Source organism: Micromonospora sp. DT15, from assembly GCF_049841475.1.
Taxonomy (GTDB): domain Bacteria; phylum Actinomycetota; class Actinomycetes; order Mycobacteriales; family Micromonosporaceae; genus Micromonospora.
On the sequence record NZ_JBNCKJ010000002.1, the window covers coordinates 20,591 to 45,131 of the forward strand.

The following is a 24,541-nucleotide window of genomic DNA, read 5'->3' on the forward strand; positions in this document are numbered from 1 at the left end:
CCTGCGCGCATGCTGAACATTTTCCTCGAACCCCCTCGGCGCGAGCGGTCGCGGCCGAGGATCCAGGTGGGGAAGTAACAGCAGCTGCCTGGGGGCGACAGTATGAGGTTCTCCGTCGTTGAGACCGGTTACGACCAGCGACAGGTGGATTACTGCCTGGACGAGTTGGGGGTTCGGTTGTCCCGGCTCGCGGCGCGCGCCGAGGGCGCAGCCGGGGCGGCCGGGGAATGGGACGAGATTCGTCAGGAGGCAGCCGCGCTCGGCGGCCTCCTGCGACGACTCGACCTGGGCGACGCCACCGCCACCCGGCCCGCCGGTGACGCGGTGCGGCACGAGGCAGCCGAGTTGCTGGCCCAGGCCCGCGCCGAGCTGGACGAGGCCCGCGACGAGGCACGGCGGGTGCGGGAGCGGGCGTACGCGGAGGCCGTGCAGGCCCGACGCGACTTCGAGGCGGCGCTGGACGCTCGCCGACGGCGCGAGGTTCGGGTGGACGAGATCCTCAGCCAGGTGACCGTCGAGCAGGTGCCCGCCGACACCCCCACCGCAGCCGCCGGGGTGCCGGGCAGCCGGGTCGGGGTCGGCGGCCTGGACGAGGGTGCGCAGCCTCCGCCGGGCCGTCGCTGAGACGCGCGGCGTGGGAGCCCGGCTCAGGCGGTGAGCGCCGCCGCGACGGTGGTCGCCCGATCCTCGTGCTGGGCGTACGCGTCCGGGTAGGCGGAGATCTGCACGGACTGGGCGGCGGCCGTGACGCTCATGTCCTGCCAGCCGGGGATCTCGTTGAGCGCGCTGTAGAAGGCCCGCGCGGCGTACGACGGGCGCATCAGCTGGGCCACCGTGCCCCAACCGCTGCTGGGCCGCTGCTGGAACAGCCCGACCGAGTCGTGGTCGGAGCCGCTGCCCTGGTTCGGGTACTCCGCCGACTCCGGCAGGACGTCGCTGGCCAGGTTGTAGAGGTTGCTCTCCTGCATGGCGGTGGACAGTGCCACCACCAGGGCGCGGCGCGGCATCTTCATCTCCAGGCCGACGTCCACGATGATCTTCGCGTTGTCCATCTGCGCCTGGTCGAGGCCGGCGACCGGCCGGGGGCGGCGGGGTTTGACCGGCTTCTTGGGCGCCTTGCGGACGACGGTGGGGGTGGGTGTGGGCTTCGCCGTCGGGCTGGGCGGCAGGATCCGGGCGGGGGCGGCGTCGCGGTCCAGCGACCGGGAGGCGCGTTCGTCGGCGATGGCGGCGCGGTCGGCCACCGCCTCGGCGAGCGGCTCGACCGTACGGGGGGTGTCGTCGTTGCCTCGCGCCGTGGCGACCGCGACGAGGCTGAGGCAGCAGGTGACGCCCGTGGCCAGCGCCACCCGCACCGGGGTCGAGCCCAGCAGGGCCCGCCGCGGCGCTTCGGCAGCGCGGTGACGGCCGATCGTCCGTTCGGTTGAGGCGGCGTCGTCCGACGGGGTGGTCGGGCGCGCGTCGGTCAGCTTCTGGGCGGAGGGGTCGTCGGGGTGCACCTGACGAGGCTAAAGAGCTGAATGCCCGATGCCACCAGCCCGTACGGTGGCATGCGCCACAATTTGCCCTGATCATGCCGACTTCAATGGGCAAAGCGGGAGCAGGCTCGACCAACCTCGCGACTCACGCCAGACGGTTATTCCCGACTTGCCGGCTGAATCCGCTAGCCCCGCCCCTCTGCCGGCCGCATCTCCGGCCGCCGTCAGGGGTCAGCCGAACAGCCGAGGCGCTCCTCCACCAACCGGCCCCCGCCGACCCGCCGCCCGCACCGCCCCAGGATCCCCACCCAGCTCGCCGATCTTGCACTTGCTGTCGCCGCATAAGGGGCACGTCCCTCATTTCGACGACCGAAAGTGCAAGATCGGCGCGATGAGGCGCGCGTGCGCGAGATCGGCGCGGTGGGGCGACCGAAGGTGCAAGGTCGGCGCGGTGGGCGTGCGGGGTGCGGGCAGCCTGGGGCCTGGGTCAGTGGCGGCCGTTCTCGGCTGGGGTGACGGTCAGGCGGTGACGACTGGCGTCGCCGCTGGAGAACGGCCAGAGCCGGTCCGCGTACTCGACCAGGTCGGCCAGTTGATCCCGGCTCAGCCCGGCTGAGGAGATCTCCGCGTGGACGTCGGCTCGGTACCGGCCGTCGTTGTCCCGCCCCAGCTTCGCCTCCGCCCGGACCTGCACGGTGTGCGCCTCGTCGGTGATCTCCCCGGCCACCTCCACCGCCGCGTGATGCAGGCAGGAGGCGAAGGCCGCGGCCAGCAACTGTTCCGGGGTCAGCCCGGTGCAGTGCGGCGCCAGCGGTGAGGCCAGCGCGGTGGAGAGCCCGCCATCGTCGGTGCGTACGTGACCGCCCTCGGCGGTCGCTGTGGCCTCACGCAGCCAGGAACTCTGATCCGGCATCGCGTTTCTCCCGTCGCTCACCAGGCCGGCTACCCCTTCGCCGCCCGGCGAAACGCCACGGGGTCGCGCCGTCGAACGCCACGGGGTCGCGCCGTCAGCGCCCGGCGGGCAGGTTCGGCTCGTCCACCAGCACCACCGCCTCGGTGGCCTCCGCGGCGGCTCGTTCGGTCCACGGCGACGTCGGGGCCGGCCGACGGGTCGTCGGGATCGTCATCGGCACGTACACCCGGGCGTCCACGGCCTCGGCCAGCAGCAGCGCGGCGACCAGGCTCGTCGGACGCTGCCCGGGGTCCTCCGCGAGGCAGGAGTGGCACAGCTCGGCGACCTCCGGTGGGAGCCCGGCGATGTCGGGCAGCGGCTCCGGTGGCTGACGGCGGCGTGCGAGAAGCAACTCGCTGGAGGTCGTCGCGCGGTAGGGCAGGCGGGCCGTCAGGCTGTAGTAGAGCAGCACGCCGAGGGCGTACATGTCGGCGGCGGGGGTGGCGGGCGCCTCGTCCAGTTGTTCGGGCGCCAGGTACGCCGGGGTGCCGAGCACCATGCCGGTCGGCATCGGGTCGGGTTCTCCGGCGGCGATGGCGATGCCGAAGTCGAGCACCTTCACCCCGGCCGGGGTGAGGATGACGTTGGCGGGTTTGACGTCCCGGTGCACGATGCCCTCGGCGTGCGCGGCGGCCAGCGCGGCGGCGACCTCCGCGCAGACCCGCACCGCGATCTGCCAGTCCAGCGGGCCGGCGCGCAGGTGCACGGCGAGCGTCTCACCCTCGGCCAGCTCCATGACGATGTAGGGCACCGTTCGGCCCGGCCACGTCGAGGAGATGCCGAAGTCGTGCACGCTGGCCACGTTGGGGTGCTCCAGGCGGGCCGCCGACCGGGCCTCCGCCCGGATCCGGTCCACGGTGCCGTTCCGATCGTCGGGACCGGGGGAGATGAGCTTCACCGCGACCGGCCGGTCCAGCACCTGGTCGTAGGCCCGCCACACCTCGGACATCCCGCCCACACCGATGCGCTGTTCGAGCCGGTACCGCCCGTCCAGCATCCGCATCGACCACTCCTCGTCCTCGCCCCGCCGACGGCCGGGTTGCTCCGGTCGCGGTACCCGCCCTCCGAACTGGGCAAACCGAGCCCGGTTCGGGACGCGTGCGCCCCGCGCACCTCGCTGCGCCGGAGCGGTGGGTGCGGTAGCTTGCGAGCCAGAGCCGGTGTCACCGATTGTGCCGGCACGGTCACCCGAGGGGGACGCCGCGATGAGCGAGGTCACCGTACGCTTCGTCGGCGGGCCCGCGGACGGCCTGGTCCGGCTGCTGCCGGCCGGGTCGGACGGCGCCCCACCCCAACGTTGGATCATGCGGCACCCGGACGGCACGGGGCCGGTGCAGCCCGGCCCCGACCACCTCTACGAACGCGACCGAGCCGACGAGGCCGGCGGCTGGAGCATGCGGTTCGTGCGCACCGACGCGTACGGGGTGTCCGAGTGACCACGAGGCGGGGCTGACCGATGGTGTCGCCGGCGTCGCGTCGGCCCGCCCGCACAGCCCGTGCACAGCTTCCGCAGGGCCGCGGCACAGGCGTGGCGGCCACCATGGGGCCCATGGTCATGAACGGGCAGGCCGCGCCCAGCCGGATCGAGCTGCGTCGCCCCGACGGGGAACCCGTCCGGGTGCTGGTGGTCGACGACGAACCCACGCTCACCGACCTGCTGTCGATGGCCCTGCGCTACGAGGGCTGGCAGGTCCGCACCGCCGGCAACGGCATGGCGGCGTTGAGCACCGCCCGACAGTTCCAGCCGGATGCCGTGGTGCTCGACGTGATGCTGCCCGACCTGGACGGCTTCCAGGTGCTGCGCCGGCTGCGCGAACACGCCCCCACCGTGCCGGTGCTCTTCCTGACCGCCCGCGACGCGGTCGAGGAACGCATCGCCGGGTTGACAGTCGGCGGCGACGACTACGTCACCAAACCGTTCAGCCTGGAGGAGGTCATCGCCCGGCTGCGAGCATTGCTGCGCCGCTCCGGGCTGGCGATCGCCGCTCAGGAGGAGGCGGTGCTGACCGTGGGTGACCTCAGCCTCGACGAGGACAGCCACGAGGTACGCCGGGCCGGACAGCTGGTCACTCTCACCGCTACCGAGTTCGAGCTGTTGCGTTTCCTGATGCGGAATCCGCGCCGGGTGCTCAGCAAGGCGCAGATCCTCGACCGGGTGTGGAACTACGACTTCGGGGGCCAGGCCAACGTGGTGGAGCTCTACATCTCGTACCTGCGCAAGAAGATCGACGCCGGCCGGGCACCGATGATCCACACGCTGCGCGGTGCGGGTTATGTCCTCCGACCCGCCGAGTAGGCGCCGCCCACTGCGCGCCGCCCGTGGGTGGCTGGCCGGGCGCTCCCTGCGTACCCGACTGGTGTTTGCCCTGCTCGCGCTTCTCGCGTTGGTGAGCGTCGCGATCGGGGGCCTGACCACTGTGGCGCTGCGGCACTTCCTGATCGACCGGCTGGACGCCCAGTTGGCCCCCGCGACGGCCATGCGGGGCGACCGTCCGGGACGTCCGGCCTTCCCCGGCAACGGACCGGCAATCCCGCCCGGGTTGCCGTCCGGCGTGGTGGTCGCCGAGATCACCGACGGTCGCGTGACCAGCGCTCGGACCCTGACCAAGAGCGTCTCCAGCGCCGACCCGTTCCCCGACGAGCAGCCCGTCCAGGTGGGGGAGGTCGCCGCGCTGGCGGACCTGCCTGTCGACGCCAGACCGCGCACCGTCGACCTCGGCGATCGCGGTGACTACCGGGCCGTGGCCCGGCAGTACTGGGACGGCCGGGTACGCGTCGTCGCGATCCCCCTCTCCGGCGTCCAGGAGACCATCTGGGCACTTGTCGCCGCGCAGGCCGGGGTGGCCGCAATCGGGCTGCTCCTCGCCGGTGTGGCGGGCGCGCTCATCGTGCGGGCAACCCTGCGACCGCTCCACCGGGTGGCCGCCACCGCCACCCGCGTCACCGAACTGCCCCTGGACCGTGGGGAGGTGGCGCTCGCCGTCCGGGTCCCGGCCGCCGACACCGACCCGCGCACCGAGGTCGGTCAGGTCGGGGCGGCGCTGAACCGGATGCTGGGCCACGTCGCCGACGCGCTCTCCGCCCGGCAGGCCAGCGAGACCCGGGTACGCCAGTTCGTCGCCGACGCCAGCCACGAACTGCGGACGCCTCTCGCGGCGATCCGCGGCTACGCCGAGGTGGCCCGCCGTGGCCGCGACGAGGTTCCCCCCGACGTGGCGCACGCGCTGCGCCGCGTGGAGTCGGAGAGCACCCGGATGACCAGCCTCGTCGACGATCTGCTGCTGCTGGCCCGCCTCGACACCGGCCGGCCGCTCGCTGTCGAACCGGTGGACCTGACCGCCCTGCTGGTGGACGCGGTCAGTGACGCGCACGTCGCCGGCCCCGAACACCGCTGGCAGCTCGAACTGCCCGACGTGGCGATCCGGGTGCCCGGCGACGCCGCCCGGCTGCACCAGGTGGTGGCGAACCTGCTCACCAACGCCCGCGTGCACACCCCGCCCGGCAGCACTGTCACCACCACCCTTGCTGTCGACGCCGCCAGTGCCGTGCTCACCGTCGCCGACGACGGGCCGGGCGTGCCGGTGGAGCTGCAACCGGAGATGTTCGAGCGCTTCGCCCGGGGCGACAGCTCCCGGTCCCGCGCGCACGGCAGCACCGGCCTCGGCCTGGCCATCGTCGCGGCGGTGGTGGAGGCCCACCACGGCGCGGTCGGGGTGCAGAGCCGTCCAGGTCGGACAGTGTTCACCGTCCGGCTGCCGAATCCCACAGCTGACGCATAGTCTGCGCACGGGGTCGCGCCAGCCTGGCCGCCGAGGCTGGCCGCATGGACAGAACAGAGACCCTGCCGACGGCACCCGCCGCACCCGAGCCGTCGACGGCCGCCCGCCCCGACGAGCACTCGCCGCCGACGCGCCGCCCGCCGGCCTGGGCCCGGCCCGCGCTGGTGATCCTGCTGCTCGCCACCGGCCTGCTCTACCTGTGGGGGCTGGGCGCGTCGGGCTGGGCGAACTCGTTCTACGCGGCGGCCGTGCAGGCCGGATCGGTGAGCTGGAAGGCGTTCCTCTACGGCTCGTCGGACGCCGCCAACTCCATCACCGTCGACAAGACACCCGCGTCGCTGTGGCTGATGGCCCTGTCCGTACGGGTCTTCGGGCTGAACAGCTGGGCGATGCTCGTACCGCAGGCGCTCTGCGGGGTCGCCTCGGTGGGCGTGCTCCACGCGACAGTGAAGCGCTGGTACGGGCCGGCCGCCGGTCTGATCGCGGGCGCGGTCCTCGCGGTCACCCCGGTGGCGACGCTGATGTTCCGGTTCAACAACCCCGACGCGCTGCTGGTCCTGCTGCTGGTCGCCGGGGCGTACGCCACAGTGCGCGCGCTGGAGACGGCAAGCACCCGGTGGATCGTGCTCGTCGGTGTGCTCGTCGGCTTCGGCTTCCTCACCAAGATGTTGCAGGCGTTCCTTGTGGTGCCGGTCTTCGCCGGCGTCTACCTGCTGGCCGCGCCGACCGGGCTGTGGCGGCGGGTCCGGCAGCTGCTGCTGGCGGGGCTGGCGGTGGTGGTCGCCGCCGGCTGGTGGGTGGCGCTCGTCGAGTTGGTGCCGGCGAGCGCCCGCCCGTACATCGGCGGCTCGCAGGGCAACAGCATCCTCGAGTTGACCCTCGGCTACAACGGCCTCGGCCGGATCACCGGCGAAGAGGTCGGCAGCGTCGGCGGTGGTGGCGCCCGCCCGGGCGGCGGGGGTGGCCCGTTCTCCGGGCAGAACGGCGTGCTGCGGATGTTCGGTGGCGAGATCGGCGGTCAGGTCTCCTGGCTGCTGCCGGCCGCGCTGATCCTGCTGGTCGCCGGTCTGCTGCTAGCCGGGCGGGCGGCCCGCACCGACCGCACCCGGGCCGGGCTGCTGCTGTGGGGCGGTTGGCTGCTGGTCACCGGCCTGATGTTCAGCTTCATGTCCGGGATCTTCCACGCCTACTACACGGTGGCGCTCGCACCGGCGATCGGCGCGCTCGTCGGCATCGGTGTGACGCTGCTCTGGCGGCACCGCCGACTGCAGCCCGCGCCCGGCGACGCTGGCGGCACGCGCTGGCAGCGGTGGAGTCCGCCGGCCGCCGCGGCAACCCTCGCCGGCACGCTCGCGGTCACCGTGTGGTGGGCGTGGGTGCTGCTCGGGCGCAGCCCCGACTGGTACCCGTGGCTGCGGACGACTGTGCTCGTCGCCGGTCTGGTCGGTGCGCTGCTGCTTCTGCTCGTCGGCCGCTTGCCCCGCCGCCTGGTCCCGGTGGTGCTGGGCCTGGGCGCGGCGGCGGCCCTCGCCGGCCCGGTGGCGTACGCGGTGCAGACCACCGCGACCCCCCACACCGGGTCGATTCCGAGCGCCGGCCCGTTCGTGGCGGGCGGATTCGGCCGAGGCGGCTTCCCCGGCGGGCGACCGCCCGGCGGCATGGAACTGCCGGCCGGCGGCCAACTCCCCGGCGGCGGCCAGTTCCCGGGCGGCGGTCAGTTCCCCGGCGGCGGTCAGTTCCCCGGCGGTGGCCAGAACGGTGGCGGCCAGAGCGGTGGCGGGCAAAACGGCGGCCGCAATGGCGGTCAGGGTCCCGTCTTCCCGGGCGGTGGTCGTAACGGCGCACCCGGCTTCCCGGGCGGCGGCCAAGGCCCCGGCGGGCAAGGGCGCTCGGCCGGTGGGGGCATGGGCGGGCTGCTCGACGCCCGTGAGCCGAGCGCCGCACTGCGCGAGATGCTGGAGCGCGACAGCGCGGACTACACGTGGGTGGCCGCGACCATCGGCTCGAACAACGCGTCCGGTTACCAGCTCGCCACCGGTGAACCGGTGATGGCGATCGGCGGGTTCAACGGCAGTGACCCGTCACCGACGCTGGCGCAGTTTCAGCGCTACGTGGCCGACGGGAAGGTCCACTACTTCGTCGGTGGCGGTGGCTTCCGGGCCAACGGCGGCAGCGCGGCCTCCCAGGAGATCGCCGCCTGGGTCGCGGAGACGTTCACGGCGCAGACCGTCGACGGGGTCACCCTCTACGACCTCAGCGCCGCTGCGGGGGCGTCGTGACGATGCTTGGCGGACCACGGCCCGCCATCCAGTCCCGACCCACCGCCGCCGTGCTGGACGTGGTCATCCCGGTCCACAACGAGGAGGTCGACCTCGGGCCGTGCGTACGGCGGCTGCACGCCCACCTGAGCGCACACTTCCCGTACCCGTTCCAGATCACTGTCGCCGACAACGCAAGCGTCGACGACACCCTGAAGGTGGCCGACGGCCTGGCCGGTGAACTGCCCGGCGTCGAGGTGCTGCACCTGGACGCCAAGGGGCGGGGGCGGGCGCTGTCGGCCGCCTGGTCGGCGTCGTCAGCACCGGTGCTGGCGTACATGGACGTGGACCTCTCGACCGACCTGGCGGCGCTGTTGCCACTTGTCGCGCCGCTCATCTCCGGCCACTCGGACCTGGCGATCGGCACCCGGCTGGCGCGTACCTCCCGGGTGGTGCGTGGCACCAAACGGGAGGTGATCTCCCGGGCTTACAACCTGCTGCTGCGCGGTGCGTTGGCGGCGCGGTTCTCCGACGCGCAGTGCGGGTTCAAGGCGATCCGGGCCGACGTGGCCGCGGAACTGCTGCCGGTGGTGCGCGACACCGGCTGGTTCTTCGACACGGAGCTGTTGGTGCTGGCCCAGCGGGCGGGGCTGCGCATCCACGAGGTGCCGGTGGACTGGGTCGACGACCCGGACAGCCGCGTGGACATCGTCGCCACCGCCCTGGCCGACCTGCGCGGCGTGGGTCGGCTGGGCCGGGCGCTGCTGACCGGGACGCTGCCTCTGGCCGACCTGCGCGCGCAGCTCGGCCGGGCGCCGCTGACCGCGCCACGTGCCCAGCCGCTGGCCGGGCCGGGTGGGACGCCGCTGACCGGGCCGGGTGCCCGGCCAGGAACGGCGCTGCCGGGACAGGTGCCGGTCGGGCTGCCCCGGCAGTTGGTCCGGTTCGCGGCGGTCGGGGCGGCGAGCACGCTCGCGTACCTGCTGCTGTTCCTGGCCACCCGGAGCGTGCTCGGCGCGCAACCGGCGAACCTCCTGGCGTTGTTGCTGACCGCTGTGGCGAACACGGCAGCGAACCGGCGGCTGACGTTCGGCATCAGCGGACGCCGGCACGCGGCCCGGCATCACGCGCAGGGGTTGCTCGCCTTCGCGCTCGGTCTGGCGTTGACAAGCGGTGCGCTGGCGGTGTTGCACCTCGTCTCTGCCGTACCGGCCCGGCCGGTGGAACTGGCCGTGCTGGTGGCCGCGAACCTGGCCGCCACCGTGCTGCGCTTCGTGCTGCTGCGCCTCGGCATGCACCACCGCCGTACCTGAGTCACCGGCCGGTCAGTCGACCAGCATCTCGGTGAGGGCCTCGACGACGCGTCGGGTGTGCCGCCCGTCGGGGTCCTCATCGGTGTTCAGGTCGGTCACGCTCATCCCGAGCAGCCGGTCGGCGCGGGCCAACGGCGTGACCAGCGCGATCAGATCCGCCCAGCGCGGGCCGTCCGGTTCGGGGTAGGTCACCGCGGGCAGGTCGCGCGGGTCCACCACGTCCAGGTCGAGGTGCAGCCAGGCCGGTCCGTCGCCGTCGGCGGCCAGGCTCGCGCCGACCGTCGCCGCGCCCCGGCGCAGCAGCTCGGCGGCGTTGACCTGGTGGATCGCCGGGTCGATCCGGGCCGCCTCGACCCGGCTGCTCTCGTCGGTGGCGGGGCGGTGCCCGAGCAGGTGGACGCGGCCGGGCTCGATCAGCGCGCCGCCGGGGCCGACGGCGACCGGTCCGTGACCGGTGACCACCGAGAGGTCCATGTCGGCGGCCTCACCGGTCGGTGAGGTCGTGCCGTCGAGGAAGTCCGGGTGTGCGTCGACGAACCACAGGTCGGTCGCCGGGGGTAGGGCCCGGCAGATGCCGGGCAGGATCGCGCAGTCGCCGCCGAGCACCAGTGGTCGGTGGCCGTCCGCGATCAGCGCGCCGATCCGCGCGGCGATGGCGCCGCCGGCCCGGACCAGGCCCGCCGCGCCGATCACCCCGCTGACCGGGTCGCGGTTCGGGTCGCGCAACCGCGCCTCGTCGATCTGCCCGTCGTCGTCGGCGGCCAGGGCCTCGCGCAGGCCGGCTCGGCGCAGCGCGGCCGGGGCCCGCTCCTCGCCGCGCCCGCCTCCGGAGGAGTCCAGCGGCGCGTCCACGATCATCCACGGCACGTCCGCAGCGTACCGGCGCGGTCGGCCGTCCCGGCCGCATTCTGTGGTGCGGCTGGGAGTCCGCCGATGTGCCCGCGACGGCGACGACGAGCGGCGTACGGTGAGGGATAAGTCCGGCTTTCTGGGTCAAAAGCCTCATCGGTGTACGCCCTGGACGCCGGTGTCGAGGCGGCGAGGGCAAGGAGCGATCGGTGGAACATCTGGCCTACCTGGACGCGGGGTCCGGCAGCCTGATCGTGCAGGCGGTCGTCGGTGGGGTGGCGGGCGCCGCGGTCGCCGCGAAACTCTACTGGCGACGGCTGGTCGACCGGTTCCGCCGGCAACCCACCGACCAGCGCTGAGCGGACCTGCTCCGACGATGGCGATCTCACCCACCGAGGTACGGCCCGAGCCGGCCTCCTTCCGCGACCCCGCCAACCGGGTCTTCCACGTCGGCGACGAGGTGCTGCGCGGGCTGGATCCCCAGGCCGCCGAGCACTGGCGGGCACTGACCGGCAGCACGTTCTTCCCGGCGCTCGTCGCCGCGCGCAAGGTCTGCGCCACCGAGGACGCACCGCCCACCCTGGTGCAGGCCGCTGGCGGAACACCGTGGGCGGCTGTGCTGCGCCACGAGCGCATCCCGTTCGTCTCCCACCCGTACGAGTGGTCGTTCAGCATGCTGCGCGACGCCGCCCTGCTGCACCTGGAGATCCTGACCGCCGCGCTCGGCGAGGGTTTCACCACCAAGGACGGCTCGGCCTACAACCTCCAGTGGCGCGGCGCCGAACCCGTCTTCATCGACATCGGCTCCTTCGAACCGGTCCGCGACGGCGAACCGTGGGCCGGCTACCGGCAGTTCTGCCAGACAGTGCTCTACCCGCTGCTGCTCACCGCCCACCTGGGCGTCGACTTCCAACCGTGGCTGCGCGCCCGGGTCGACGGCATCGAGGCCGACGAGCTGCGGCCGCTGTTCAACGGGACCCGCCGGCTGCGCCCCGGCGTGCTGACCCACCTGCACCTGCACGGGGCCATGCAGCAACGCAACGCCGCCGCCAGCACCACCGAGGTACGCGACCAACTGCGGGCCGCCGGCTTCTCCCGGGAGCTGCTGCTCGCCACCGTCCGCGGCATCGAGAAGCTGGTCCGCAAGCTGGACCGCCGCCCGCCTGAGAGCCACTGGTCGGACTACCAACGCACCTGCGGCTACTCGGCCTGCGACCGGGTGGCGAAGGAGCAGTTCGTGGCCGTCGCGGTGGCCGCCGGCGCCCGCCCCCGGCTGGTGCTCGACCTCGGCGCCAACGACGGCCGGTACTCCCGGCTGGCGGCCGGGCACGCCGACTACGTGGTCGCCGTCGAGCAGGACCCCACTGTCGTCGACGAGCTGTACCGACAGCTGCGCTCCGAGGGGCAGCGCCGCATCCTGCCGCTGGTGCTGGATCTGGCCGACCCCTCGCCCGGTGGCGGCTGGCGGGGCGTCGAGCGGGCCGGCTTCGCCGAGCGGGCGTCCGCCGAGGTGGTGCTCGCCCTGGCCGTGGTGCACCACCTGGCGATCGGGCGCAACGTGCCGCTGCCGGAGGTCATCGACTGGCTGGCCGGGCTGACCGCGCCGGGCGGCGCGGTGGTGGTGGAGTTCGTCCACCCGGAGGACCCGATGGCGACCCGGCTGCTGGCCAACAAGCCCGCTGGTCTCTTCCCGGACTACCGACGCGACACCTTCGAGGCGCTGCTCGCCGCCCGGGGACGGATCACCGACCGGCTGGAACTGCCCTCGGGCACCCGCACGCTCTACCGAACGGTGATCGGTGGCTGAACCGGTCGCCGCCGCCCTGTCGACGTCCGACGACCCGCCGCCGGCCGCCGTGCGGTGGGACCGGGGCTGGCGCGCTGAACTGGGCCGGCTGCTGGAGATCGTCGCGCTGGTCGGTCTCGTGGTCACCCAACCGCTGCTGGACGTGCTCGGCCGCAGCCCCGACTTCTTCCTCTTCCACCGCGCCGACCCGGCCCAGATCCTGCTGCTGCTCGCCCTGGTGACGGTGCTGCCCACGGCCGCTGTGGCGCTGCTCGGCGCGCTCAGCCGACTGGCCGGCCGGACCGCCCGCGCCGTCACCCACACCGGGCTGGTCGGGGTGCTGGTCGCCGCCCTCGCCGTGCAGGTGGGCCGACACGTCACGCCACTTCGGGGCGTACCCCTGCTGGTGGTGGCCGTGCTGGCCGGAGCCGCCGGCGCGGCCGCGCACCGACGGTGGCGGGCGCCGGGCCGGGTGATGCGAGTGGCCGCCGCCGGCCCGGTGGCCTTCGTGGCGCTCTTCCTGCTCGCCTCGCCGACCTCGGCGGTGGTCCTGCCGCGCGGCGACGGCGGCGCGGCCGGCACCGCGCTGGGCTCGGCCGTGCACCCGCCGGTGGTCATGCTGATCCTCGACGAGCTGCCACTGGTCAGCCTGCTCGGCGCGGACGGGAAGATCGACGCCGGGCGGTACCCGCACTTCGCCGAGCTGGCCGGCGGCTCCACCTGGTACCGCAACTCGACAGGGGTCAGCGGGTGGACGCCCAACGCGCTGCCGGCGATGCTCACCGGCCGCTACCCGGCCAAGCCGGTCGCCCCGCACTACTCGCAGTACCCGGACAACATCTTCACCGCCTTCGGCGGCCTGTACGACATCCGCGCCGAGGAGAGCATCACCAGGCTCTGCCCACCCAGTCGCTGCGAGCAGCCGGTAACCCCGGAGCAGGGGCTCGGGGTGCTGGTCCGGGAGACCGGCAAGCTGCTCGGCAGAATCGCCGGGCCCACGGAGAGCGCTGTCGACCCGGAAGACTCCTACCGCGAGCAGACCCGCGCCGAGGCCGGCCTGGACGCCGCCGAACCGGTGCCGGCCGACCCGAAGTTCCGCTGGGACAGCCTGGACGACAACCAACCGGCCCGGTTCACCAGCTTCCTGGCCGGGTTGAAGCCGACCACCCGGCCCACCCTGCACTTCCTGCACCTGCTGATGCCCCACTCACCATGGGCGTACCTGCCGTCCGGGGCGCGCTACGACGCCCCCGAGGACCTGCCCAACGACGGCGCCGGCTGGGTCGACCTGGCCCGGGCGCGGCACCTCGCCCAGCTCGGCTACACCGACCGGCTGATCGGCGAGACGCTGCGGACGCTGCGCGCCAACGGCCTCTACGACCAGGCCCTCGTCGTGGTGACCGCCGACCACGGGGTCAGCTTCCGCCCCGGCGCGCAGGGCCGCGGCATGGACGCCATCAAGGCCGCCGCCGGCGAGGTCGCCTGGGTGCCGACGTTCGTCAAGGAACCCCGGCAACAGACCGGCCGGGTGGACGACCGCAACTGGGAACACGTCGACCTGCTGCCGACCGTGGCCGACGAGGCCGGCATCCGGCTGCCCTGGGCTGTCGACGGCCGCTCCGCCCGGCAGGCCCCCCGCACCGACGGTACGAAGCACTTCTACGACCGCCCCGGCGAACCGGTCACCTTCCCCGGTGGCGTGCCCGCCCCACCGCCCCTGCCGACACCCCACCCCCTGGTCGGCACCGAGGTACGCGCCGGCCCCGCCGCCGGCAGCGCCCGGGTCGCCGACCTGGCGGCGTTCACCGCCACCGACCCGGACACCGGCACCCTCCCGGCACTGGTCTGGGGCGACGTCCCGGACCGGATCCCGGACGGCACCCTCCTCGCCGTCGCCGTCAACGGCCGCATCGGGGCCGTCGTCCCGGTGGTGCCGGCCGACCCCGGCGGACGCCGGTTCGCCGCGCTGCTCGCCGACGACAAGCTGTTCCACGCCGGCACCAACCAGCTCGACGTCTTCCAGGTCGCGACGGACGGTACGCTGCGACGCCTCACCCTCTCCTGACCTGGCTTCCGGGCCCGGTCCGGCCTGGTCTCCGGGGTTGGTCCGGCCCGTGCTTCCGGGTTCGGGCCGGTCCGGTCCCGTCTGGCGGGATACCGGGTTTCCCGGCCGCCCGGTCGGGAATCGGGTGACGCATACCTCACCGCCGAACCACGGCGAGCGTTGTCCCCCGAGCCGCAATTACGGTAGAAGCGAAGGCAATTCAACGTAGATCTGCCGGCGAAGCGAGGAACCACATGACGGAAGTCAAGCTCGATCACCCCGGTGGGCAGCTGTCGATGCCGGTGCATCCTGCGGTCGAGGGCCCCGCCGGTGTCGGGGTGAGCAAGCTGCTGAAGGAAACCGGGATGACGACGTACGACCCCGGTTTCGTCAACACCGCCGCTGCCTCATCCGCGATCACCTACATCGACGGCGACGCGGGCATCCTGCGTTACCGGGGATACCCGATCGAGCAGTTGGCCGAGAAGTCCTCCTTCCTGGAGGTCTCCTATCTGCTCATCTACGGTGAGCTGCCGACCGAGCAGCAGCTGACCGAGTTCACCGAGTGGATTCGGCGGCACTCGCTGCTGCACGAGGAGATGCGCCGCTTCTTCGACGGCTTCCCCCGGGACGCCCACCCGATGGCGGTGCTCTCGTCCGCGGTGAGCGCCCTGTCCACCTTCTACCAGGACAGCCTGGACCCGTTCGACTCCGAGCACGTGGAGATCTCCACGGTCCGGCTGATGGCGAAGGTCCCCACCATCGCCTCGTACGCGTACAAGAAGTCCATCGGTCAGCCGCTGCTGTACCCGGACAACTCGCTGGGGTACGTGGACAACCTGCTGCGGATGACGTTCGGCGTGCCGGCGGAGCCGTACGAGGTCGACCCGGTGATGTCGAAGGTGCTGGACATGCTCTTCGTCCTGCACGCCGACCACGAGCAGAACTGCTCCACGTCGACCGTCCGCCTGGTCGGTTCCAGCAACGCCAACCTGTTCGCCTCGGTCTCGGCCGGCGTGAACGCGCTCTTCGGCCCCCTGCACGGTGGCGCCAACCAGGCGGTGCTGGAGATGCTCCAGCAGATCCACGCCGGCGACGGCGACGTCCGGTCCTTCGTCCGCAAGGTCAAGGACAAGCAGGACGGCGTCAAGCTGATGGGCTTCGGCCACCGGGTCTACAAGAACTACGACCCGCGGGCGGCGATCGTCAAGAAGGCCGCGCAGGACGTGCTGGGCCGGATGGCCAAGCCCGACCCGCTGCTGGACATCGCCATGGAGCTGGAGGAGATCGCCCTCGCCGACGACTTCTTCGTCTCCCGTCGGCTCTACCCGAACGTGGACTTCTACACCGGCCTGATCTACAAGGCCATGGGTTTCCCGACCAAGATGTTCACGGTTCTCTTCGCGCTCGGCCGGCTCCCCGGCTGGATCGCCCAGTGGCGCGAGATGATCAACGACCCGGAGACCAAGATCGGCCGTCCGCGGCAGGTCTACGTCGGCTCCGCCGAGCGGGACTACGTCCCCTTCAACGAGCGCTGACCCGCTCCTCGCTTCACCAGCAGGCCGTCGACCCCACCGGGTCGGCGGCCTGCCGCGTTTCCGCGCTGCGCTGCCCCGTCCCGGCATGATCGACTCGGGTTCCTTGAAGGCGCGGTGTTCCCCGTGCTTGACACCCTGACTTTCAGGAAGCCGAGTCGATCAACAGGAAGTCGGGGTGTCCCCGGCACCGGGACACCCCGACTTCAAGAAAGCCGAGTCGATCAACCGCAGACGGGCCGGGCCAGCAGGGTCAGCGCAGGCCGGCGGCGGCGAGCAGGTTGCCCTCGGGGAGTACCGGGAGGGCGCGACCCTGCGACATCCGCTGCTCGGCGCGCTCGGCGGTGAACGCGGCGTCGTGGTGGATGGCGGCGGCGTAGCTGGCGGCGGTGCGCTGGGCGATCGCGGCCCAGCCGTACTGGTCGCGGACCGTCCGGCGGGCGTTGCGGGCCATGACGCGGGCGCGGTCGGGGTCCGACAGGAGCGCGTCCACGGCGTCGGTGAGGCTGTCCGGATCGTGCGGGCGGAAGGTCATCCCGGTGACGCCCGGCTCGACGATCTCGCCGAGGCCACCGGTGGCGGCGACGGCCAGGGGAGCGCCGGCCGCGGCGCCTTCCAGGGCCACCATGCCGAACGGCTCGTAGATGCTCGGAACGGCGAAGCAGTCGGACGCGGCCATCAGCGCCGGCAGGTCGGTGCCGCCCAGGAAGCCCGGCATGGTGACCATGCCGCCCAGGCCTCGGCGGTGCACCTCGGCCTCCAACTCGGCGCGGTACGGGCCGTCGCCGGCGATCACTGCACGCAGGCCGGGGTGCCGCTCGCGCAGTCGGGGGAGCGCCGCGATCAGGTGCTGGACGCCCTTCTCGTACACGAGGCGGCCGGCGAAGGTGACGAGCGGGCCGTCCCCGGCGAAGCGGGCGCGGGCGGCGGCCACGGCACGGGCGGGCACCTGCCAGCGGTGCGGCTCCACGCCGTTGGCGACCACGTCGGCCCGTCCGGCCGGTACGCCGAACAGCGCGTTGACCTCGTCACGCATGTACCCGGAGCAGACGATCACCCGGTTGGACTCGCTGCTGAGCCACTGCTCGACGCCGTGGATGGTGCGGTTCATCTCCTCCGGGAGCCAGCCCTGGTGCCGGCCCGCCTCGGTGGCGTGGATGGTGCTGACCAGCGGGATGTCCAGGTGATCGCGCAACGTCATCGCGGTGTGCGCGACGAGCCAGTCGTGGGCGTGGATGACGTCGTAGGCGCCGGCCTGGGTGGCGCGTAGCGCGGTGCGGGTGAGGGTGTGGTTGAAGGCCATGGTCCAGGCCAGGAGGGAGCCGGTGGCGAGGGGGAAGGTGACGGGGTCTTCGGGGGCGCGCAGGATGCGGACGCCGTCGGCGTATTCCTCCAGGGGTGCGCCTTCGCTGTGGCGGGTGACGACGGTGACTTCGTGGCCGGCGGCGGCGAGGGCGACGGAGAGGGCGTGCACGTGTCGGCCGAGGCCGCCGACGAGCACCGGCGGGTACTCCCAGGACAGCATGAGGATGCGACGGGTCTGCGGGGGCACCCCGGGGCCGGGCTGCGCTGGCACGACCGCGCCGGGCTGCGCGGACAGGCCGGACGGCGCGGGAAGACCGGGCTGGGTCGGGAGCTGGGGCCGGGAGGTCAGGGTGGGCCGGTGGGCCCGGTCCTTGGTGGCAGCGAGCTGCTCGTCGACCCGCAGGGTCGTCACATCAATCTCCGTCCGTGCATGGTGGTGCGCGCCGGCGTCGATGGCGGCGGAGCGAGAGGTGTAAGGGGTGGCCGAGGGCCTGGCGGGCACGCGCGAACGCTTGTCCCCGATCAAGGAAAGTCCATCCGGCCCGAGAACGCACCTCGAAAAGGGTCATCGTGACGGAGGACACCTGAGTGGTGTTGCACGCTCAGACGGGTGGTTTCCGGGCAGCGCCTGGAAGGATGGATTGGCGCGCCCGGGCCGGGGGCACTACCTGCTTGCGTGCGGGCGGTCTCGGCCGGTGCGCACATCACCATGGGTTGAAGGAGCGACATGCAGGTCTGGCCGGGCGAGCGGTATCCCCTGGGCGCCACCTACGACGGGATGGGCACCAACTTCGCCATCTTCTCCGAGGTGGCCGAGCGGATCGAGCTGTGCCTCTTCGACGAGTGGGACACCGGCGCGGAGCGCCGCGTCGAGCTGCGCGAGGTGGACGCGTACGTGTGGCACGCGTACCTGCCGGGCATCGAGCCGGGGCAGCGCTACGGCTACCGGGTGCACGGCCCGTACGACCCGGCGAACGGGCTGCGCTGCAACCCGCACAAGCTCCTGATCGACCCGTACGCCAAGGCCATCGACGGTGACGTCCAGTGGGACCCGGCGGTCTACGACTACGACATGGACGAGCCGGAGCGGATGTCGGAGACCGACTCGGCCCCGTTCATGCCGAAGTCGGTGGTGGTCAACCCGTACTTCGACTGGGGCAACGACAAGCCGCCGCGCACCCCTTACCACCACTCGGTGATCTACGAGGCGCACGTTCGCGGGCTGACCATGCGGCACCCGGACATCCCGGAGGAGCTGCGTGGCACGTACGCGGGCATCGCCTCCCCGCCGATGATCGACTACCTGACCCGGCTCGGGGTGACGGCGATCGAGCTGATGCCGGTGCACCAGTTCATCCACGACAACCGCCTCGACGACCTGGGGCTGCGCAACTACTGGGGTTACAACACCATCGGCTTCTTCGCCCCGCACCACGGCTACTCGGCGCTGGGCCGCCTCGGCCAGCAGGTGCAGGAGTTCCGGGGCATGGTCAAGGCGTTGCACGCGGCCGGCATCGAGGTCATCCTCGACGTGGTCTACAACCACACCGCCGAGGGCAACCACCTCGGGCCGACGTTGAGCTTCAAGGGCGTGGACGCGCCGAGCTACTACCGGCTCAGCGAGGAGGACCGGCGCTACTTCGTCGACTACACCGGCACCGGCAACAGCCTCAACGTACGCAGCCCGCACTCCCTGCAACTGATCATGGATTCGCTGCGCTACTGGGTGACCGAGATGCACGTCGACGGCTTCCGGTTCGACCTTGCCGCCACCCTGGCCCGCGAGTTCTACGAGGTGGACCGGCTCTCCACCTTCTTCGAGGTGGTGCAGCAGGACCCGGTGGTCAGCCAGGTGAAGCTGATCGCCGAACCGTGGGACGTCGGCCCCGGCGGCTACCAGGTGGGCAACTTCCCGCCACTGTGGACGGAGTGGAACGGCAAGTACCGCGACACTGTCCGGGATTTCTGGCGCGGTGAGCCGGCCACCCTCGCCGAGTTCGCGTCCCGCATCTCCGGCTCCGCCGACCTCTACCAGGACGACGGCCGCCGACCGTTCCACAGCATCAACTTCGTCACAGTGCACGACGGGTTCACCCTCAACGACCTGGTGTCGTACAACGACAAGCACAACGAGGCCAACGGCGAGGACAACCGGGACGGCGAGAGCCACAACCGCTCCTGGAACTGCGGGGTCGAGGGCGACACCGACGACGAGGCGGTCCTCGCCCTGCGGGCCAAGCAGCGGCGCAACTTCCTGGCCACACTGATGCTGTCGCAGGGCGTGCCGATGATCGGCCACGGCGACGAGCTGGGTCGCACCCAGCACGGCAACAACAACGTCTACTGCCAGGACAGCGAGCTGGCCTGGGTCGACTGGGACAACGTCGACGAGCAGTTGCTGGAGTTCGTGCAGACGCTCACCGCGTTCCGCAAACGTCACCAGGTGTTCCGGCGTCGCCGCTTCTTCACCGGCCTGCCGGTGAACGGGCGCGGCATTGACGAGCCGCTGCCCGACCTGGCCTGGCACACCCCGGACGGGCGGGAAATGACCGGCGAGGACTGGGGCAACGACTTCGGCCGTTCGGTGGCGCTCTTCGTCAACGGCGAGGGCATCCGCGAGCGCGGCCAGTACGGCCAGAAACACCACGACGCGTCGTTCCTGCTGTGCTTCAACGCCCACGACGCGCCACTGGACTTCACCATGCCCGGCAGTGAGTACGGCCAGAAGTGGGAACGGGTGATCAGCACCGCCGAACCCCAGCCGGACGACGCCACGGTGATCAGCGCGGGCGGCACCATCCGGGTGCCGGACCGGTCCCTCGTCGTGCTGGAGAGGATGATCTGACATGCCGGCCACCCCTCCCAAGGCCACCTACCGGATCCAGGTCCGCCCCGGCTTCGACCTCGACGCCACCGCCGCGATCGTCGACTACCTGGACGACCTCGGCGTCAGCCACCTCTACAGCGCCCCGCTGCTGACCGCGACCCCCGGTTCGCAGCACGGCTACGACGTGGTCGACCACCGGGCGGTCAGCCCGGAACTGGGCGGGGAGGCCGCCCGGCAGCGGCTGCTGGCCGCCCTGCGTGACAGGGGGCTCGGCCTGGTCGTCGACATCGTGCCCAACCACGCCGGGGTCGCCGTCCCGGCCGCCAACCCGGCCTGGTGGGACGTGCTGCGCCGGGGGCGCGACTCGTCGTACGCCGACTGGTTCGACATCGACTGGGACCGGGGCCGGCTGCTGCTGCCGGTGCTCGCCGACGACCCGGCCGCCCTGGACGACCTCACGCTTGTCGACGGGGAGCTGCGCTACCACGAGCACCGCTTCCCGGTCGCCGACGGCACCGGCGACGGCACCGCCCGGGAGGTCCACGACCGGCAGCACTACGAGCTGATCTCCTGGCGGCGCGGTGACGCCGAGCTGACGTACCGCCGGTTCTTCGCCATCGCGGGCCTGGCGGGCCTGCGCGTGGAGGACCCGGCGGTCTTCGCCGCCACCCACGAGCTGGTCCTGCGGTGGGCCGCCGCCGGGGAGGTCGACGGCATCCGCGTCGACCACCCCGACGGCCTGCGCGACCCGGCCGGCTACCTGGCCCGCCTGCGGGAGGCCGCACCGGACGCCTGGCTCGTGGTGGAGAAGATCCTGGAGTACGGCGAGGAGCTGCCGGACTGGCCGGTGGACGGCACCACCGGCTACGACGCCCTGGCCATGGCCGGTGGGCTCTTCATCGACATCGACGCCGAGGGCGACTTCACAGTGCTGGACACTCACGTGACCGGCCGGCACACCTCCTGGGAGGACCTGACCCACGCCACCAAACTGGCCGCCGCCACCCGGCTGCTCGCCGCCGAGCTGACCCGGCTGGCCGCCCTCGCCCCCGAGGTGCCGACCGAGCAGGCCCGCGCGGCGCTCGCCGAGCTGGCCGCCGCGTTCGCCGTCTACCGCGGCTACCCGCCGCACGGCGCCCGGCTGCTCGCCGCCGCCCGCTCCGAGGCCGGCCGCCGCCGCCCCGACCTGGCCGGCGCCCTCGACGCGGTCACCCGCCGGCTGCGCAACCCCGACGACGAGCTGGGCATGCGGTTCCCACAGCTCACCGGCGCGGTGATGGCCAAGGGCGTGGAGGACACCGCGTTCTACCGGTGGACCCGGTTCGTGGCGCTCAACGAGGTCGGTGACAGCCCGGTCCGCTTCGGCGTGCCACCCGCGGAGTTCCACCGCTTCGCCACCGCCCAACAGGTCCGCTGGCCGGCCAGCATGACCACCCTCTCCACCCACGACACCAAACGTGGTGAGGACGTCCGCGCCCGCCTCGCCGTGCTCAGCGAACTGCCGGGCCGCTGGGCGGAGCAGGTCAAGAGCTGGATGGAGTACGCGCCGCTGCCCGACCCGGCGTTCGCCCACCTGCTCTGGCAGACCGCCGTGGGCGCGTGGCCGATCGAACGCGAGCGGCTGCACGCGTACGTCGAGAAGGCCGCCCGGGAGGCCGGGGCCTCGACCAGTTGGGCGGACCCGGACCCGGCCTTCGAGCGGGCGCTGCACGACGTGGTCGACAGGATGTACGACGACCCGAGCCTGCACGACGAGCTGACCGAACTCGCCGCCGCGATCACCCCGGCCGGCTGGTCCAACTCGCTGGGGCAGAAGCTCGTGCAGCTCACCATGCCCGGCGTGCCGGACACCTACCAGGGCACCGAGCTGTGGGACAACTCCCTGGTCGACCCCGACAACCGCCGCCCGGTCGACTTCGACGTACGCCGAGAAATGCTGGCACGCATCGACGGCGGCTGGCGTCCCCCGGTCGACACCGACGGAGCGGCGAAGCTGCTCGTCGTGTCGCGGACCCTGCGGTTGCGCCGCGCGCACCCGGAGCTGTTCACCACCTACCGGCCGCTCCCCGCGCAGGGGCCGGTGAGCCGGCACGCGGTGGCCTTCGACCGGGGCGGCGTGATCGCCGTGGCGACCCGACTGCCGCTCCGGTTGGCACGTGTCGGCGGGTGGTGTGACACAGCCCTGTCACTTCCCGTTCACGAGATGAAGGACCTGTTCACCGGGCGGGTCTACAGTGGCGGAGAGACGCCGCTGGACACCCTCCTGGCCGATTACCCCGTCGCTCTGCTGGCTCCTCCCACCGCTGCCGAGGAGGCCGTTTCATGACCGAATTCTCCGTCTGGGCACCGGACGCCACCCGGGTGCGGCTGCGCCTGGCCGGCGACACCGACCACGAGATGCACACCGCCGCCGACGGGTGGTGGCAGGTCGACGTGCCCGACGCCGGTCCCGACTACTCCTTTCTGCTGAACGACGACGAAACCCCCCTGCCCGACCCCCGGTCCCCGTGGCAACCTGCGGGAGTGCACGGGCCGAGCCGCCGCTACGACCACGCTGCCTACGCGTGGTCCGACAGCGCGTGGACGGGCCGGCAGCTGCCCGGCAGCATCCTCTACGAGATGCACATCGGCACCTTCACCCCGGACGGCACCTTCGACGCGGCCATCGACCGCCTCGACCACCTCGTCTCCCTGGGCGTCGACCTGATCGAGCTGCTCCCGATCAACGCCTTCAACGGCGAACACAACTGGGGGTACGACGGCGTCTGCTGGTACGCCCCCCACGAGCCCTACGGCGGCCCCGACGGCTTGAAACGGTTCGTCGACGCCGCACACGCTCGCGGGTTGGGGGTGATCCTCGACGTTGTCTACAACCATTTCGGGCCCTCCGGGGCCTACGCGCCGCAGTTCGGTCCGTACCTCGCCGAGCAGAGCAACAGTTGGGGCCGCTCGGTCAACCTGGACGGCCCGCACTCCGACGAGGTACGCCGCTACATCATCGACAGCGTGCTCATGTGGCTGCGCGACTACCACGTCGACGGCCTACGCCTCGACGCCGTGCACGCGCTGCCGGACACCCGGGCGATCCCGCTGCTCGAAGAGCTGGCCATCGAGGTCGAGTCGCTGTCGACGCACCTGGGTCGGCCGTTGTCGCTGATCGCCGAGTCGGACCTCAACGACCCGCGGCTGATCACGCCTCGGGAGGCGGGTGGGTTCGGGCTGCACGCCCAGTGGAATGACGACGCCCACCACGCGCTGCACACGTTGCTGACGGGGGAGCGGCAGGGCTACTACGGGGACTTCGGCTCTCTGGAGACGCTGTCGGACGTGCTGACGGGTGGGTTCTTCCACGCGGGGACCTGGTCGAGCTTCCGGAACCGGCACCACGGGCGACCGCTGGATTCGCGGGTGCCTGGGCATCGGCTTGTCGCGTACCTGCAGAACCACGACCAGATCGGCAACCGGGCTACCGGGGATCGGATCTCGGCTTCTCTGTCGCCTTCGCTGTTGCGGGTTGGCGCTGTGCTGCTGTTGACGGCGCCGTTCACACCGATGCTGTTCATGGGGGAGGAGTGGGCTGCCTCTACGCCGTGGCAGTTCTTCACCTCGCACCCGGAGCCGGAGTTGGCCACTGCGGTGCGCAACGGGCGGCGGCGGGAGTTCGCGTCGCACGGGTGGCCGGAGGGGGACGTGCCGGACCCGCAGGACCCGGAGACGTTCGTACGGTCCCGGTTGGACTGGGCTGAGCTGGACAAGCCCGAGCATGCTTCGATGCTGTCGTTCTACCAGCGGTTGATCGCCCTGCGTCGGTCGTCTTCTGACCTGTCGGATCCTCGGATGCACGAGGTGTCTGTGCAGCACGGGGACCAGTTCCTGGTGATGCGGCGGGGGGACACGCTTGTCGTGGCGAACTTCGCTGGGCGGGGGCAGGGGGTGTCGCTGCCCGGGGTGGCTCGGCGGGTGCTCCTGGCTACGGGGGAGGGCGTCACCGTGATGCGGGACCGCATCCAGTTGCCAGCGGAGACTGCGGCGATCGTGGCGCTGTAAGGGCATGTTTCGTTTGTACCCAATGTGACGCAACTGGGCGGAACTGGACGAGGCGGCGGGCCTCTGCCTACTCAGCAAGTTGAGGGTCGCCGGTGCGTGATGATAATTCTCGTCCGCAGAAACGGGTGCAGGCCGCGTCGGGTACGAACCCTCGAGGGCGAATCGCTTAGGCTAATCGGGCGTGGCGCTGTTGGTTGGTCCATAAGGTACCCGCTGGTAGTACCTGCCGCCCTGATGGGCGGTGCGGGAGCCTCGCAGCTCGAGAACCTCAGCAGGCGCATTGATCAGCCAAAGCTCCTTGAGTGTCGCCCTCAAGCAGTACTAGGCCGGGGGTGTCCGCGCCTCTGGCCTACCAACCGATGATCCTC

18 protein-coding genes are annotated in these 24,541 nt (G+C 72.2%); 13 read left to right on the plus strand and 5 right to left on the minus strand.

Annotated elements, in window-relative coordinates; genetic code table 11:
* Positions 1–102 precede the first annotated feature (102 nt).
* On the plus strand, positions 103–624 hold the full coding sequence (locus ACLQ3F_RS04180; RefSeq protein ID WP_425846244.1) for an ATPase: 522 nt from the start codon (positions 103–105) through the stop codon (positions 622–624).
* 23 nt (positions 625–647) lie between these two features.
* Here the strand turns inward: ACLQ3F_RS04180 and ACLQ3F_RS04185 are convergent, their stop codons facing one another.
* The 3 genes from ACLQ3F_RS04185 to ACLQ3F_RS04195 form a co-directional block, all read right to left on the minus strand.
* Positions 648–1,499 carry a hypothetical protein gene (locus ACLQ3F_RS04185; protein WP_425846246.1) on the minus strand — a complete coding sequence of 284 codons (852 nt, stop codon included), beginning with the start codon at positions 1,497–1,499 and terminating at the stop codon, positions 648–650.
* A gap of 466 nt (positions 1,500–1,965) precedes the next feature.
* Entirely contained in the window at positions 1,966–2,391 is a 426-nt protein-coding gene (locus ACLQ3F_RS04190) for an OsmC family protein (RefSeq protein WP_030332593.1), read from the minus strand.
* Positions 2,392–2,485: 94 nt separating this feature from the next.
* Positions 2,486–3,433, minus strand: coding sequence for a serine/threonine-protein kinase (locus ACLQ3F_RS04195; protein ID WP_425846248.1), 948 nt, complete (start codon positions 3,431–3,433; stop codon positions 2,486–2,488).
* A gap of 202 nt (positions 3,434–3,635) precedes the next feature.
* Between ACLQ3F_RS04195 and ACLQ3F_RS04200 the strand changes: the two genes are divergently transcribed.
* The 5 genes from ACLQ3F_RS04200 (at position 3,636) to ACLQ3F_RS04220 (ending at position 9,780) form a co-directional block, all read left to right on the plus strand.
* The gene (locus ACLQ3F_RS04200; protein ID WP_425846251.1) at positions 3,636–3,866 is read left to right on the plus strand and encodes a hypothetical protein; all 231 of its coding nucleotides are present in this window, start codon (positions 3,636–3,638) and stop codon (positions 3,864–3,866) included.
* 119 nt (positions 3,867–3,985) lie between these two features.
* Positions 3,986–4,726 carry a response regulator transcription factor gene (locus tag ACLQ3F_RS04205; protein ID WP_393227172.1) on the plus strand — a complete coding sequence of 247 codons (741 nt, stop codon included), beginning with the start codon at positions 3,986–3,988 and terminating at the stop codon, positions 4,724–4,726.
* On the plus strand, positions 4,704–6,209 hold the full coding sequence (locus tag ACLQ3F_RS04210; RefSeq protein WP_425846253.1) for a sensor histidine kinase: 1,506 nt from the start codon (positions 4,704–4,706) through the stop codon (positions 6,207–6,209). The genes ACLQ3F_RS04205 and ACLQ3F_RS04210 overlap by 23 nt, the downstream gene beginning before the upstream one ends.
* A 44-nt stretch (positions 6,210–6,253) precedes the next feature.
* Positions 6,254–8,488 carry an ArnT family glycosyltransferase gene (locus tag ACLQ3F_RS04215; RefSeq protein WP_425846256.1) on the plus strand — a complete coding sequence of 745 codons (2,235 nt, stop codon included), beginning with the start codon at positions 6,254–6,256 and terminating at the stop codon, positions 8,486–8,488.
* A 2-nt stretch (positions 8,489–8,490) separates the two neighbouring features.
* On the plus strand, positions 8,491–9,780 hold the full coding sequence (locus ACLQ3F_RS04220; RefSeq protein ID WP_425847370.1) for a glycosyltransferase: 1,290 nt from the start codon (positions 8,491–8,493) through the stop codon (positions 9,778–9,780).
* 12 nt (positions 9,781–9,792) lie between these two features.
* Here ACLQ3F_RS04220 and ACLQ3F_RS04225 read toward each other — a convergent pair whose 3' ends face one another.
* A complete protein-coding gene (locus tag ACLQ3F_RS04225; RefSeq protein WP_425847371.1) occupies positions 9,793–10,638 on the minus strand; it encodes an arginase family protein in 846 nt (281 codons plus the stop codon).
* Between the two features lie 200 nt (positions 10,639–10,838).
* Between ACLQ3F_RS04225 and ACLQ3F_RS04230 the strand changes: the two genes are divergently transcribed.
* The 4 genes from ACLQ3F_RS04230 (at position 10,839) to ACLQ3F_RS04245 (ending at position 15,997) form a co-directional block, all read left to right on the plus strand.
* Positions 10,839–10,988, plus strand: a complete 150-nt coding sequence (locus tag ACLQ3F_RS04230) for a hypothetical protein (protein ID WP_165947858.1) — start codon at positions 10,839–10,841, stop codon at positions 10,986–10,988.
* Between the two features lie 17 nt (positions 10,989–11,005).
* Complete coding sequence (locus tag ACLQ3F_RS04235; protein ID WP_425846258.1) at positions 11,006–12,436, plus strand: methyltransferase; 1,431 nt, start codon at positions 11,006–11,008, stop codon at positions 12,434–12,436.
* Positions 12,437–12,452: 16 nt separating this feature from the next.
* Positions 12,453–14,480, plus strand: a complete 2,028-nt coding sequence (locus ACLQ3F_RS04240; protein ID WP_425847373.1) for a sulfatase-like hydrolase/transferase — start codon at positions 12,453–12,455, stop codon at positions 14,478–14,480.
* A 233-nt stretch (positions 14,481–14,713) separates the two neighbouring features.
* Positions 14,714–15,997, plus strand: a complete 1,284-nt coding sequence (locus ACLQ3F_RS04245; protein ID WP_355009019.1) for a citrate synthase — start codon at positions 14,714–14,716, stop codon at positions 15,995–15,997.
* A gap of 250 nt (positions 15,998–16,247) precedes the next feature.
* Here ACLQ3F_RS04245 and ACLQ3F_RS04250 read toward each other — a convergent pair whose 3' ends face one another.
* Positions 16,248–17,711 carry a glycosyltransferase family 4 protein gene (locus tag ACLQ3F_RS04250; protein ID WP_425846262.1) on the minus strand — a complete coding sequence of 488 codons (1,464 nt, stop codon included), beginning with the start codon at positions 17,709–17,711 and terminating at the stop codon, positions 16,248–16,250.
* Positions 17,712–18,026: 315 nt separating this feature from the next.
* On the opposite strand from ACLQ3F_RS04250, the gene glgX reads away from it, so the two are divergent.
* From glgX to treZ, 3 genes are read left to right on the plus strand one after another with little or no spacing between them, the layout of a single operon-like run.
* Entirely contained in the window at positions 18,027–20,144 is a 2,118-nt protein-coding gene (gene glgX, locus ACLQ3F_RS04255) for a glycogen debranching protein GlgX (RefSeq protein ID WP_425846265.1), read from the plus strand.
* A 1-nt stretch (position 20,145) separates the two neighbouring features.
* Positions 20,146–22,452 (plus strand): malto-oligosyltrehalose synthase, encoded by a 2,307-nt coding sequence (treY, locus tag ACLQ3F_RS04260; protein WP_425846267.1) that lies wholly within the window; start codon positions 20,146–20,148, stop codon positions 22,450–22,452.
* Positions 22,449–24,173, plus strand: a complete 1,725-nt coding sequence (gene treZ / locus ACLQ3F_RS04265) for a malto-oligosyltrehalose trehalohydrolase (protein WP_425846269.1) — start codon at positions 22,449–22,451, stop codon at positions 24,171–24,173. The genes treY and treZ overlap by 4 nt, the downstream gene beginning before the upstream one ends.
* Positions 24,174–24,541 lie beyond the last annotated feature (368 nt).